This window comes from Pseudomonas sp. GL-RE-26, assembly GCF_019956275.1.
GTDB lineage: Bacteria > Pseudomonadota > Gammaproteobacteria > Pseudomonadales > Pseudomonadaceae > Aquipseudomonas > Aquipseudomonas grandcourensis.
In genome coordinates this window covers 123,141-136,904 of the sequence record NZ_JAHBDI010000004.1, presented here as the reverse complement: position 1 = coordinate 136,904, position 13,764 = coordinate 123,141, and the positions used below count along the sequence as shown (strand labels likewise).

The 13,764-nt window shown below is 58.9% G+C and carries 12 protein-coding genes; 5 read left to right on the top strand and 7 right to left on the bottom strand.

What is annotated here, in order from left to right; all coding sequences use genetic code 11:
* Window positions 1-110: 110 nt before the first annotated feature.
* Complete coding sequence (locus KGB07_RS03290; protein ID WP_046037854.1) at window positions 111-2,336, bottom strand: NADP-dependent isocitrate dehydrogenase; 2,226 nt, start codon at window positions 2,334-2,336, stop codon at window positions 111-113.
* Between the two features lie 326 nt (window positions 2,337-2,662).
* A complete protein-coding gene (locus tag KGB07_RS03285) occupies window positions 2,663-2,830 on the bottom strand; it encodes a hypothetical protein (RefSeq protein WP_185754733.1) in 168 nt (55 codons plus the stop codon).
* On the opposite strand from KGB07_RS03285, the gene icd reads away from it, so the two are divergent.
* Window positions 2,829-4,085, top strand: coding sequence for an NADP-dependent isocitrate dehydrogenase (gene icd, locus KGB07_RS03280; RefSeq protein ID WP_046037857.1), 1,257 nt, complete (start codon window positions 2,829-2,831; stop codon window positions 4,083-4,085). The two genes, KGB07_RS03285 and icd, sit on opposite strands and share 2 nt — an antisense overlap.
* Window positions 4,086-4,165: 80 nt before the next feature.
* Here the strand turns inward: icd and cspD are convergent, their stop codons facing one another.
* Complete coding sequence (gene cspD, locus KGB07_RS03275) at window positions 4,166-4,432, bottom strand: cold shock domain-containing protein CspD (protein WP_046037858.1); 267 nt, start codon at window positions 4,430-4,432, stop codon at window positions 4,166-4,168.
* Window positions 4,433-4,656: 224 nt separating this feature from the next.
* Between cspD and clpS the strand changes: the two genes are divergently transcribed.
* Window positions 4,657-5,019 carry an ATP-dependent Clp protease adapter ClpS gene (clpS, locus tag KGB07_RS03270; RefSeq protein WP_046032480.1) on the top strand — a complete coding sequence of 121 codons (363 nt, stop codon included), beginning with the start codon at window positions 4,657-4,659 and terminating at the stop codon, window positions 5,017-5,019.
* A gap of 30 nt (window positions 5,020-5,049) precedes the next feature.
* Window positions 5,050-7,320 (top strand): ATP-dependent Clp protease ATP-binding subunit ClpA, encoded by a 2,271-nt coding sequence (gene clpA / locus KGB07_RS03265; RefSeq protein ID WP_046037860.1) that lies wholly within the window; start codon window positions 5,050-5,052, stop codon window positions 7,318-7,320.
* Window positions 7,321-7,547: 227 nt separating this feature from the next.
* On the opposite strand, the gene infA is transcribed toward clpA, so the two are convergent.
* The 4 genes from infA to trxB all read right to left on the bottom strand — a co-directional run bounded on the left by infA (window position 7,548) and on the right by trxB (window position 10,345).
* On the bottom strand, window positions 7,548-7,766 hold the full coding sequence (infA, locus tag KGB07_RS03260) for a translation initiation factor IF-1 (protein WP_002553999.1): 219 nt from the start codon (window positions 7,764-7,766) through the stop codon (window positions 7,548-7,550).
* Window positions 7,767-7,877: 111 nt separating this feature from the next.
* A complete protein-coding gene (locus tag KGB07_RS03255) occupies window positions 7,878-8,585 on the bottom strand; it encodes an arginyltransferase (RefSeq protein WP_046037862.1) in 708 nt (235 codons plus the stop codon).
* Between the two features lie 57 nt (window positions 8,586-8,642).
* Window positions 8,643-9,323 carry a leucyl/phenylalanyl-tRNA--protein transferase gene (gene aat / locus KGB07_RS03250; RefSeq protein ID WP_046037978.1) on the bottom strand — a complete coding sequence of 227 codons (681 nt, stop codon included), beginning with the start codon at window positions 9,321-9,323 and terminating at the stop codon, window positions 8,643-8,645.
* Window positions 9,324-9,385: 62 nt separating this feature from the next.
* Complete coding sequence (gene trxB, locus KGB07_RS03245; protein ID WP_223464542.1) at window positions 9,386-10,345, bottom strand: thioredoxin-disulfide reductase; 960 nt, start codon at window positions 10,343-10,345, stop codon at window positions 9,386-9,388.
* Window positions 10,346-10,651: 306 nt separating this feature from the next.
* On the opposite strand from trxB, the gene KGB07_RS03240 reads away from it, so the two are divergent.
* Window positions 10,652-13,063: a DNA translocase FtsK gene (locus KGB07_RS03240; RefSeq protein ID WP_223464540.1), complete on the top strand. Its 2,412-nt coding sequence runs from the start codon at window positions 10,652-10,654 to the stop codon at window positions 13,061-13,063.
* Between the two features lie 66 nt (window positions 13,064-13,129).
* Window positions 13,130-13,753, top strand: a complete 624-nt coding sequence (gene lolA / locus KGB07_RS03235) for an outer membrane lipoprotein chaperone LolA (protein WP_008049385.1) — start codon at window positions 13,130-13,132, stop codon at window positions 13,751-13,753.
* Window positions 13,754-13,764 lie beyond the last annotated feature (11 nt).

Below are 13,764 nucleotides of genomic sequence, written 5' to 3'. Positions count from 1 at the left end.
GGCTGACATGACGCTATCGCGAGCAGGCTCACTCCTACAATGGATTTGTGTGAATTCTGAAAACACAAACCCCGACACAGGGCCGGGGTTTGTGATGTTCCCTTACAACCTTAAACCAGCGCAGCAACTGCCGCGTTGAAGGTTGCGCTTGGGCGCATGGCCTTGCTGATCAGCTCGGCGTCGGCGTGGTAGTAACCGCCGATGTCCACCGGCTTGCCCTGAACGGCGTTGAGTTCGGCAACGATGGTCGCCTCGTTCTCGGTCAGGGTCTTGGCCAGGGTCGCGAACTGCGCTTGCAGTGCAGCGTCTTCGGTCTGGGCAGCCAGGGCTTGAGCCCAGTACAGCGCCAGGTAGAAGTGGCTGCCGCGGTTGTCGATGTTGCCGACTTTGCGCGATGGCGACTTGTTGTTGTCCAGGAACTGGCCGGTGGCCTGGTCCAGGGTCTTGGCCAGAACCAGCGCCTTTGGATTGTTGTAGGTCACGCCCAGGTGTTCCAGGGACGCGGCCAGGGCCAGGAATTCACCCAGCGAATCCCAGCGCAGGAAGTTTTCTTCCAGCAACTGCTGAACGTGCTTCGGAGCCGAACCGCCGGCGCCGGTTTCGAACAGGCCACCGCCGTTCATCAGCGGTACGATCGACAGCATCTTGGCGCTGGTGCCCAGCTCCATGATCGGGAACAGGTCGGTCAGGTAGTCGCGCAGAACGTTGCCGGTCACCGAAATGGTGTCCTTGCCATCGCGGGTGCGCTGCAGGGTGTACTTCATCGCGTCGACCGGCGCCATGATCTGGATGTCCAGGCCGGCAGTGTCGTGATCTTTCAGGTAAGCCTGAACTTTCTCGATCACTACGCCGTCGTGGGCGCGCATCGGGTCCAGCCAGAAAATCGCTGGAGTAGCGCTTGCGCGAGCACGGTTGACGGCCAGTTTGACCCAGTCCTGGATCGGCGCGTCTTTGGCCTGGCACATGCGGAAGATGTCGCCGGCCTCGACAGCCTGTTCCATCAGCAGGTTGCCCTTGCTGTCGGTGACGCGAACAACGCCGTCAGCCTTGATCTGGAAAGTCTTGTCGTGGGAGCCGTACTCTTCGGCTTTCTTCGCCATCAGGCCAACGTTCGGCACGCTGCCCATGGTGGTCGGATCGAACGCACCGTTGGCTTTGCAATCTTCAATCACAGCCTGGTAGATGGTGGCGTAGCAGCGATCCGGGATCACGGCCTTGGTGTCGTGCAGCTGGCCGTCGGTGCCCCACATCTTGCCGGAGTCGCGGATCATTGCCGGCATCGAGGCGTCGACGATCACGTCGCTCGGCACGTGCAGGTTGGTGATGCCTTTGTCGGAGTTGACCATCGCCAGGGAAGGGCGAACGGCGTAGACCGCCTGGATGTCAGCTTCGATCTGCGCTTGCTGCTCGGCAGGCAAAGCCTTGATGCGAGCGTACAGGTCGCCGATGCCGTTGTTCAGGTTGAAGCCGATCTGTGCCAGCACGTCAGCGTGCTTGGCCAGTGCGTCTTTATAGAACTCGGCAACGATCTGGCCGAACATGATCGGGTCGGAGACCTTCATCATGGTGGCTTTCAGGTGAACCGACAGCAGCACGCCTTGTGCCTTGGCGTCTTCGATTTCGGCCGCGATGAAGCTGCGCAGGGCGTTTTTGCTCAGTACCGCGCAATCGAGGATCTCACCGGCTTGTACGCTGGTCTTTTCTTTCAGGACGGTAGCGGTGCCGTCTTGAGCGATCAGTTCGATTTTCACGGCGTCAGCGGCGTCGATCAGGGCGGCTTTTTCGCTGCCGTAGAAATCGCCAGTGCTCATGTGCGCGATGTGGGACTTGGAGTCCTTGGCCCAGGCGCCCATTTTGTGCGGGTGCTTGCGTGCGTAGTTCTTGACCGACAACGGCGCGCGGCGGTCGGAGTTGCCTTCACGCAGGACCGGGTTTACGGCGCTGCCCTTGATCTTGTCGTAGCGCGCCTTGGCTTCTTTGTCGGCGTCGCTGGTGACAGTCTCAGGGTAGTCCGGCAGTGCGAAGCCTTGAGCTTGCAGCTCTTTGATCGCGGCTTGCAGTTGCGGAACCGAAGCGCTGATGTTCGGCAATTTGATGATGTTGGCTTCAGGCGTAACGGCCAGGGCGCCCAGTTCGGCGAGGTGGTCGGCTACGGCTTTGTCACCCAGTTGCTCGGGGAAGCTGGCCAGGATGCGCCCTGCAAGAGAGATATCGCGGGTTTCAACGGCGATATCAGCCGAGGCGGTGAACGCCTCTACGATAGGCAACAGTGAATAGGTGGCGAGGGCAGGAGCTTCGTCGGTGAAGGTATAGATGATCTTCGAGCGGGTGGGCATATTCGGATTAACTCTCTCTTCTTTGCTAAAGCGTGCGCAGAAACTCGAGGGCGCCGGGTAAGCGCGTTCGTTCAAAGTCATCCATGAGCCGAATATCGAGGTTTCGTTGCTGTGATGTTGGGTGCATCAGTAGGGCGTCAAGTGGCCGGACTGCGATAACAGGTCGGCCTGCCAGGCGGAAAGTCTCGTCGTAGAGCACTTCAACCGTCGTGACCCTGTGGTCAGCGGCGGCATTATACATAGGTAGCTGGCAATCTGCCGATGGTTCATGCGCAACGAATGTCGTCCATTGGTCTAAAGGTCGCAGGGGCAAGTCGGGCGTAGAGTCATTCGTCGTGCTTGGTTTTGGCGCTTTTCCCTTTGCTTTCAGGCTTGTAGCGCACGAGTTGCAAGGCTTTGCGGCAGATGGATGGAACATAGGGTTTGCGCGCCGATTCAACTGGGTTACGCTCGAACCAAGCCAGATGTTCAATCCAATCAATGGAGTTCAGCATGGGTTACAAGAAGATTCAGGTTCCAGCCGTCGGCGACAAAATCACCGTCAATGCAGACCATTCTCTCAATGTTCCTAATAACCCGATCATCCCCTTCATCGAAGGCGACGGCATTGGTGTCGACATCAGCCCGGTCATGATCAAGGTTGTCGATGCTGCTGTTAAGAAGGCTTACGGTGGCGAGCGCAAGATTTCCTGGATGGAAGTGTACGCCGGGGAAAAAGCGACTCAGGTTTACGATCAGGACACCTGGCTGCCTCAGGAAACCCTGGACGCGGTCAAGGATTACGTGGTTTCCATCAAGGGCCCGCTGACCACTCCGGTCGGTGGCGGCATCCGTTCCCTGAACGTGGCCCTGCGTCAGCAACTCGACCTTTACGTCTGCCTGCGCCCGGTGCGCTGGTTCGAAGGCGTGCCTAGCCCGGTCAAGAAGCCAGGCGATGTCGACATGACCATCTTCCGCGAGAACTCCGAAGACATCTACGCGGGCATCGAGTGGAAGGCCGGCACGCCGGAAGCCACCAAGGTCATCAAGTTCCTGAAAGAAGAAATGGGCGTCACCAAGATCCGTTTCGACGAGAATTGCGGTATCGGCATCAAGCCGGTGTCCCTGCAGGGCACCAAGCGTCTGGCGCGCAAGGCCCTGCAATATGTGGTCGACAACGATCGTGATTCGCTGACCATCGTGCACAAAGGCAACATCATGAAGTTCACCGAAGGTGCCTTCAAGGAATGGGCCTACGAAGTGGCGGCTGAAGAGTTCGGCGCGACCCTGCTCGACGGCGGTCCGTGGATGCAGTTCAAGAACCCGAAAACCGGCAAGAACGTCATCGTCAAGGATGCCATCGCCGACGCCATGCTCCAGCAGATCCTGCTGCGCCCGGCCGAGTACGATGTGATCGCGACCCTGAACCTGAACGGCGACTACCTCTCCGACGCCCTGGCGGCGGAAGTGGGCGGTATCGGTATCGCGCCGGGCGCCAACCTGTCCGACACCGTAGCCATGTTCGAAGCCACCCACGGTACTGCACCGAAGTACGCCGGCAAGGACCAGGTCAACCCCGGTTCGCTGATCCTGTCCGCTGAAATGATGCTGCGCCACATGGGCTGGACCGAAGCGGCCGACCTGATCATCAAGGGCACCAACGGCGCGATTTCCGCCAAGACCGTGACCTATGACTTCGAGCGCCTGATGGAAGGCGCCAAGCTGGTGTCGTCTTCCGGCTTCGGCGATGCGCTGATCTCGCACATGTAAGAAAACGCAGGCACACAAAAACCGCCTGATTCAAGTATTTGAGTCAGGCGGTTTTTTTATGGCGGGATGACGGTGTGGGCTTACACGGTAACGGTCTGTTGCGGGGCGGATGCCGTCGCTTTCGAGGCGTCCACCGGGTTGCCGATGTTGATCGCGTGTAGGCCTTTGGGGCCCTGGATGATGTCGAATACGACAGCTTGCCCGGCTTTCAGGGTTCTATAACCTTCCATCTGGATGGCGGAGTAGTGGGCAAACAGATCTTCTGTCTTGCCGTCCTCAATGATGAAACCGTAACCCTTGGCATTGTTGAACCATTTGACCTTGCCGCTGACCTTGCCGCCTGACATACCCAACTCCCTCTGCAACAGACTCCATCACTGGAGTATCATTCCGTACATCCGCAGTCGAATCTGTAAATAAGATTGACTCCGCGGACCTTTTTTACCCACTGTGGGCTCTATTGGTTGTAACACCCTTTTGCCGATAGTCAAGCTGACCCGGTAGTCGGAGTTGAAATCGCTGATAGCCGCCCCCACCACTGTATTTGAACAACTGACGAACCTTTCTTTCCATGCATGCAATCAGCCAGATTCGACTAACATTCAATCAGGATCGCCCTGATTCACACGACGACGATTCCGCAGGCATTGCTGTTCAGGAGGCAAAGCCTGCACTACAGGCGCCGCCGATGTACAAGGTGGTTTTGTTCAATGATGACTACACACCGATGGATTTCGTCGTCGAAGTGCTCGAGGTGTTTTTTAACCTGAATCGCGAGCTGGCGACCAAGGTCATGCTGGCCGTCCACACAGAAGGGCGGGCAGTATGTGGAGTGTTTACCCGTGACATCGCCGAGACCAAGGCCATGCAGGTCAACCAGTACGCCAGGGAAAGCCAGCATCCGCTACTCTGTGAAATCGAGAAGGACGGTTAATCGCCGACCACTTGGGTATGAGGTGAAGCTATGTTAAACCGCGAGCTCGAAGTCACCCTCAATCTTGCCTTCAAGGAAGCTCGTTCGAAGCGTCATGAGTTCATGACCGTCGAACACCTCTTGCTGGCCCTATTGGACAATGAGGCTGCCGCCACCGTTCTGCGTGCGTGCGGCGCAAACCTCGACAAACTCAAGCATGACCTGCAGGAGTTCATCGACTCCACCACGCCATTGATCCCCGTGCATGACGAGGATCGCGAAACCCAGCCAACCCTGGGCTTCCAGCGTGTACTGCAACGTGCTGTGTTTCACGTACAGAGCTCGGGCAAACGCGAAGTGACTGGCGCCAACGTGCTGGTCGCGATCTTCAGTGAGCAAGAGAGTCAGGCGGTGTTCCTGCTGAAACAGCAGAGCGTTGCCCGTATAGATGTCGTCAACTACATCGCCCATGGCATTTCCAAGGTGCCGGGGCATGGCGATCACTCTGAAGGTGAGCAAGATATGCAGGACGACGAGGGCGGTGAGTCTTCTTCTTCAGGCAATCCCCTGGATGCTTATGCCAGCAATCTCAACGAACTGGCGCGTCAGGGTCGTATCGATCCGTTGGTAGGTCGTGAGCTGGAAGTCGAGCGCGTCGCGCAGATCCTGGCGCGTCGCCGCAAGAACAATCCGCTGCTGGTGGGCGAGGCGGGCGTGGGTAAAACCGCGATTGCCGAAGGCCTGGCCAAGCGCATTGTCGACAACCAGGTGCCGGACCTGCTGGCCAGCAGCGTGGTTTACTCCCTCGACCTGGGTGCCTTGCTGGCCGGTACCAAATACCGTGGCGATTTCGAGAAGCGCTTCAAGGCGTTGCTCAATGAGCTGAAAAAACGCCCGCAGGCAATCCTGTTCATCGACGAGATCCACACCATCATTGGTGCGGGTGCCGCGTCCGGTGGCGTCATGGATGCCTCGAACCTGCTCAAGCCGCTGCTGTCCTCGGGTGATATCCGTTGCATCGGTTCGACCACCTTCCAGGAGTTCCGCGGCATCTTCGAGAAGGACCGTGCACTGGCCCGGCGCTTCCAGAAGGTCGATGTGTCGGAGCCTTCGGTGGAAGACACCATCGGCATTCTGCGCGGCCTGAAGGGGCGTTTCGAAAGCCACCACAACATCGAATACAGTGATGAAGCCCTGCGCGCGGCTGCCGAACTGGCCTCGCGTTACATCAATGACCGTCACATGCCAGACAAGGCCATCGACGTCATCGACGAAGCGGGTGCCTACCAGCGCCTGCAACCGGTCGAGAAGCGTGTGAAGCGCATCGAAGTGCCGCAAGTCGAGGACATCGTCGCGAAAATCGCGCGGATTCCGCCAAAACACGTCACCAGTTCCGACAAGGAACTGCTGCGTAACCTCGAGCGTGACCTGAAGTTGACCGTGTTCGGTCAGGATGCCGCGATCGACTCGCTGGCAACCGCGATCAAGCTGTCCCGTGCCGGCCTCAAGTCCCCTGACAAGCCTGTCGGTTCGTTCCTGTTCGCAGGGCCTACCGGTGTCGGTAAAACCGAAGCGGCGCGTCAGTTGGCCAAGGCCCTGGGTGTCGAGCTGATTCGTTTCGACATGTCCGAGTACATGGAGCGCCACACCGTATCGCGTCTGATCGGTGCACCTCCAGGCTATGTCGGGTTCGATCAGGGCGGTTTGCTCACCGAAGCCATCACCAAGCAGCCTCACTGCGTGCTGTTGCTCGACGAGATCGAGAAGGCGCATCCGGAAGTCTTCAACCTGCTGCTGCAGGTGATGGACCACGGTACGTTGACCGATAACAACGGGCGCAAGGCGGATTTCCGTAACGTGATCGTCATCATGACGACCAACGCCGGTGCCGAGACCGCAGCCCGCGCTTCGATCGGTTTCACCTATCAGGATCACTCGTCCGATGCGATGGAAGTGATCAAGAAGAGCTTCACGCCGGAATTCCGCAACCGTCTGGACACCATCATCCAGTTTGGTCGCCTCAGTCATGAGGTCATCAAGAGCGTGGTGGACAAGTTCCTTACCGAGCTTCAGGCGCAGCTGGAAGACAAGCGTGTGTTGCTGGAAGTCACCGATGCAGCCCGCAACTGGCTGGCCGAAGGTGGCTACGACGCGGCGATGGGTGCTCGCCCAATGGCTCGCCTGATCCAGGACAAGATCAAGCGTCCGCTGGCGGAGGAGATTCTCTTTGGCGAACTGGCCGAACATGGCGGTGTAGTGCACATCGACATCAAGGACGGCGAGCTGACCTTCGAGTTCGAGACCACGGCCGAGATGGCCTGACGTTCAGAGGCAAAACAAAAAGGCGCCGAGAGGCGCCTTTTTGTTGTCTATCAAATCACCGCGATCCCCTGTAGGAGCGAGCCTGCTCGCGATGGCGGTGTGTCAGTGACGTTAATGTTGCCTGGCATGACGCTATCGCGAGCAGGCTCACTCCTACAGGAGGGGGGCATCAAAACGCAGACAAACAAAAACGCCCGGCATGAGCCGGGCGTCTTGTATTGACTTGATTAACGGGCGCGGTAAGTGATGCGCCCTTTGCTCAAGTCATAGGGAGTCAGCTCTACGCGCACTTTGTCGCCGGTAAGAATACGGATGTAGTTCTTGCGCATCTTGCCGGAGATGTGCGCGGTTACGACGTGCCCATTTTCCAACTCCACACGAAACATGGTGTTGGGCAGGGTGTCGACGACAGTGCCTTCCATTTCGAAGCTGTCTTCTTTCGACATGCAGTAAAGCCCTCGGTGTCCAATGAATGGCCCGGTGCAACTGCGCCAGGCAAAAGCGGCGTGCATTGTGCCCGAAAAGTGGGGTTTAAGCCAAGGGGTTTAGGGGCGGCTCTAGTTTAGAACCACCCAGCGCTGATTAATCAGCAACTCAATAGGGCGATATTGAGTCTTGTAGTTCATTTTTTTGCAGTTTTTGATCCAGTAGCCGAGGTAGACCGCGTCCAGCCCCAGCCGCCTGGCCTCGGCGATTTGCCACAGGATCGCATAGCGCCCAAGGCTGCGGCGCTCTTCGGCCGGCTCGTAGAAGGTGTAGACCGCCGAAAGACCGTTCGGCAGTAAATCGGTCACGGCGACGGCCAGTAGCTGGCCGTTCAGGCGAAATTCATAAAATCTTGAAAACGGCAGGTCCCGCACCAGGAATGTCGAAAACTGGTCGCGACTCGGCGGGTACATGTCGCCGTCGGCGTGACGCTGTTCGATATAGCGCTGGTAAAGATCGAAGTACTCTTCGTTGAAGCCGGGCCTGGCCGGACGCACCTGCAAATCCACGTTGCGCTTGAAGATGCGTTTCTGTTGTCGGTTGGGCGTGAACTGCCCCACGGGAATGCGCGCCGGAACGCAGGCATTGCAATTCTGGCAATGCGGCCGGTAGAGATGATCGCCACTGCGACGAAACCCCATCTCCGACAGGTCTGCATAGACATGCACATCCATGGGCTGGCTAGGGTCGAGGAACAGGGTTGTGGCCTGCTCATCGGGCAGATAACTGCAAGAGTGCGGCTGAGTGGCATAGAACTTCAAACGCGCCAACTCGGTCATGATCAACCCTCGGGATAATGCTTTTGAATAAGTGTAAGCCACGCGCGCAAATGTCGCTCAGCAAACCCAGCTAGCGCGATTGGGCAGGTCCAGATGATGGGCAAGATAGTCAGCAAATTCACGGCGGGGTATCGCCCGGGCTCCGAGACTGTGCAGGTGATCGGTGGGCATCTGGCAATCGATCAGTACAAAACCCGAGTCTTTCAGATGCCGGACCAGTGTGGCAAAGCCGAATTTCGAGGCGTTGTCAGCGAGGCTGAACATGGACTCGCCGAAAAACAGCTGGCCCATCGCCAGGCCGTAGAGCCCACCCACGAGCTCGTCCCCGTCCCACACTTCCACCGAGTGCGCGTGGCCACGCCTGTGCAACTCGATGTAGGCGTTCTGCATGGCTTCGGTGATCCAGGTGCCATCAGCGTAATCCCGGGGTGCGGCGCAGGCGCGGATGACCGCCGCAAAGTCCTGGTCAAAGGTCACCTGATAGCGTTGCTGGCGCAGTAGTTTGTTCAGGCTGCGCGAGACGTGCAACTCGTCGGGAAACAGAACCGTGCGCGGGTCCGGAGACCACCAGAGGATCGGCTGGCCTTCGGAAAACCATGGAAAACAGCCGTGGCGATAAGCCGAGATCAGCCGATCGGCGGACAGGTCACCACCGGCAGCCAGAAGCCCGTTGGGGTCGCGCATGGCCTTTTCCAGCGGTGGGAAATGCAAGGAATTGCGTTGTAACCAAGTCAGCATGGCATCCGGGCTTGCAGAAGGGGAGGGCAGTGGCGGGTTTTGGCCCGCCATAAAGTTTGCCTTTAAACGGCAGGAATGTCGTCGAGGTATTTTTCAGCGTCCAGCGCCGCCATGCAACCGGCCCCGGCAGACGTAACGGCCTGGCGATAAACGTGGTCAGCCACATCGCCGGCGGCAAACACCCCTGCAATCGCCGTAGCGGTGGCATCGCCTTCGCTGCCACCCTTGACCAGCAGATACCCATCGCGCATTTCCAGTTGGCCTGTGAACAGGTCGGTGTTGGGTTTATGGCCGATGGCGATAAACACCCCGGCCAGCGGCAGCTCCTTCGTTTCGCCAGTGTGGCTGTCGCGCAGGCGAGCGCCGGTCACGCCGCTGGCATCGCCGAGCACTTCGTCCAGGTTCTGGTTCCAGTGCAGGCGGACGTTGCCGTTGGCGGCTTTTTCGAAGAGTTTGTCCTGGAGGATCTTCTCCGAGCGCAGCTTGTCGCGCCGATGGATCAGGTGCACTTCCTTGGCGATGTTCGACAGGTACAAGGCTTCCTCGACCGCCGTATTGCCGCCGCCGACCACCGCAACCACCTGATTGCGATAGAAAAATCCATCACAGGTCGCGCACGCCGACACCCCTTTGCCGGCAAACGCTTCTTCCGACGGCAGGCCCAGGTATTGCGCGCTGGCGCCGGTGGCAATGATCAGTGCGTCGCAGGTGTAGGTTCCGCCATCGCCAGTCAGCTCGAACGGCCGTTGTTGCAACTTGGCGGTATGGATGTGGTCGTAAACGATCTCGGTGGCAAAGCGTTCGGCGTGTTTTTGCATGCGATCCATCAGCACTGGTCCGGTCAGGCCTTCAACGTCCCCTGGCCAGTTATCCACTTCGACGGTGGTGGTGAGCTGGCCACCTGCCTGTATGCCGGTAATGACAACGGGCTTGAGGTTGGCGCGGGCGGCATACACGGCCGCGCTGTAACCGGCGGGGCCGGAGCCCAGGATAATCAGGCGTGAATGCTTCGCATCGCTCATAAAAACACCTCATAAGCCTTTGTCACAAAAGAGAATGCATGCTCAAATTGAACAGCATGTCATATGCTTTTGACTATGCTACACCCAAGGGTCTCAAGCATGGCGTCGTGCGTACAAACCCGTACAATGCCCTGCGTGTTACATATATTCAGTGCGCGCCATGTTTATAAAAACCGGGGCGCAGTGTTAAAAGTAGTCCCGGTAACGCGTGTTAACTTTTTTACCTGCCTGGATTGGGCGGTTTTTTCGCAGTTTTTATAGACATTCATCAGATGGACGCGCCATAGGCGCAGGAAAAGAAGCGTTTTGAAGAAATCCACCGCAGCACCTAAACCAGCCGTCGTACCGCTCTGGCGCCAGCACTTGCACTACCGACTCAAGGAAGGTGCGCTGATCGCCATCGGTGCCTTGTGCCTGTTCCTGATGATGGCCTTGTTGACTTACGGCAAGGACGATCCGGGCTGGAGTCATAACAGCAAGATCGACGACGTGCAGAACTTCGGCGGGCCAGCGGGCTCCTACAGCGCCGATATCCTGTTCATGGTGCTGGGTTACTTCGCCTACATCTTCCCGTTGCTGCTGGCCGTCAAGGCGTACCAGATCTTCCGCCAGCGTCACGAACCGTGGCAGTGGAGCGGCTGGCTGTTCTCCTGGCGCCTGATCGGCCTGGTGTTCCTGGTGCTGTCGGGCGCCGCTCTGGCCCATATCCATTTCCATGCCGCGACCGGTCTGCCGGCCGGTGCGGGCGGTGCGTTGGGGGAAAGCCTCGGCGAACTGGCCAGGAACGCCCTGAATATCCAGGGCAGTACGCTGTTGTTCATTGCCTTGTTCCTGTTCGGCCTGACCGTGTTTACCGACCTGTCGTGGTTCAAGGTGATGGACATCACCGGCAAGATCACCCTCGACCTGTTCGAACTGTTCCAGGGCGCGGCCAATCGCTGGTGGGCGGCCCGTACCGAGCGCAAACAGCTGGTTGCCCAGTTGCGTGAAGTCGACGACCGTATGGATGAAGTGGTCGCGCCGACCGTCACCGACAAGCGCGAGCAGGCCAAGGTCAAGGAACGTCTGATCGAGCGCGAGCAAGCCCTGAGCAAGCACATGTCCGAGCGTGAGAAGCAGGTGCCGCCGGTGATTGCACCCGCGCCGCCAAAGCCCGCCGCGCCGAGCAAACGCGTCGAGAAAGAGAAGCAGGCGCCGCTGTTCGTCGACAGCGCCGTGGAAGGCACGTTGCCGCCTATTTCGATTCTCGACCCGGCGGAAAAGAAACAGCTCAATTATTCGCCTGAATCCCTGGCTGCGGTTGGCCACTTGCTGGAAATCAAGCTCAAGGAATTCGGCGTCGAAGTCACGGTGGATTCGATTCACCCGGGCCCGGTGATCACCCGTTACGAGATCCAGCCGGCGGCCGGGGTCAAGGTCAGCCGTATTTCCAACCTGGCCAAAGACCTTGCCCGCTCCCTGGCCGTGACCAGCGTGCGCGTGGTGGAAGTGATTCCGGGCAAGACCACGGTCGGTATCGAGATTCCCAACGAAGACCGGCAGATCGTGCGTTTCTCCGAGGTGTTGTCGACCCCCGAGTACGACAACTTCAAATCCCCGGTCACTCTGGCCCTGGGCCACGACATCGGCGGTAAGCCGGTCATCACTGACCTTGCGAAAATGCCGCACTTGCTGGTGGCCGGTACGACTGGTTCCGGTAAGTCGGTGGGTGTGAACGCGATGATCCTGTCGATCCTGTTCAAGTCCGGCCCGGAAGACGCCAAGCTGATCATGATCGACCCGAAAATGCTTGAGCTGTCGATCTACGAAGGCATTCCGCACCTGCTGTGCCCGGTGGTCACCGACATGAAGGACGCCGCCAACGCCCTGCGCTGGAGCGTTGCCGAGATGGAGCGCCGCTACAAGCTGATGGCCAAGATGGGTGTGCGAAACCTGTCTGGCTTCAACGCCAAGGTCAAGGAAGCCCAGGACGCCGGCGAGCCGTTGAGCGATCCGCTGTACAAGCGCGAAAGCATCCACGACGAAGCGCCGCTGCTGCAAAAGCTGCCGACCATCGTAGTAGTGGTCGACGAATTCGCCGACATGATGATGATCGTCGGCAAGAAGGTTGAGGAACTGATCGCCCGTATCGCGCAAAAGGCTCGTGCGGCCGGTATTCACTTGATCCTGGCGACCCAGCGTCCGTCGGTGGATGTGATCACTGGTTTGATCAAGGCCAACATCCCGACCCGCATGGCGTTCCAGGTATCGAGCAAGATCGACTCGCGGACCATCATCGACCAGGGCGGTGCCGAACAACTGCTGGGTCACGGTGACATGCTCTACATGCCGCCGGGCACCAGCCTGCCGATTCGTGTTCACGGTGCTTTCGTGTCCGACGAAGAGGTTCACCGCGTGGTGGAAGCCTGGAAGCTGCGGGGCGCGCCGGAATACAACGACGACATCCTCAATGGCGTCGAAGAGGCGGGCAGTGGCTTCGAAGGCAGCAGCGGTGGTGGCGACGGTGACGATCCCGAGGCCGACGCGCTGTACGACGAAGCCGTGCAGTTCGTGCTGGAAAGCCGTCGCGCCTCCATTTCCGCGGTACAGCGCAAGCTGAAGATCGGCTACAACCGCGCCGCGCGCATGATCGAAGCCATGGAAATGGCCGGGGTCGTGACGTCCATGAACACCAACGGTTCGCGTGAAGTCCTGGCCCCGGGCCCGGTGCGCGACTGACCCGAGTATGAAAAGGGTGGTGCCTTCGGCGCCGCCCGCACTCCCACGAATGTTATGAGGACTCCCATGCGTCTGATCCGCATGCTGTTGCTGCCGGTACTGGCCTTGACCACGCTCCAGGCTAACGCCGATGACAAGGACGTGGCACGCCTGACCCAACTGCTGGAAAAATCCCAGACCCTGACTGCACGTTTCTCGCAACTGACCCTTGATGGCACCGGCACCCAGTTGCAGGAAACCGCTGGCGAGATGTCGCTGCAGCGTCCGGGCCTGTTCTACTGGCACACCGATGCGCCGGCCGAACAGACCATGATCTCCGATGGCAAGAAAGTCACCCTGTGGGACCCGGACCTGGAACAGGCCACCATCAAGAACCTCGACCAGCGCCTGACCCAGACCCCGGCCTTGCTGTTGTCCGGTGACGTGTCCAAGATCAGCCAGAGCTTCGATATCAGTGCCAAGGAAGCCGGCGGCGTGATCGACTTCACCCTGAAGCCGAAAACCAAGGACACCCTGTTCGACAGCCTGCGCCTGTCGTTCCGCAATGGCTTGGTCAACGATATGCAACTGATCGACAGCGTTGGCCAGCGCACCAATATCCTGTTCACCGGGGTGAAGGCCAACGAGCCGATCCCGGCGTCGAAGTTCAAGTTCGACATCCCCAAGGGTGCGGATGTGATTCAAGAGTAAAACGCCGGATC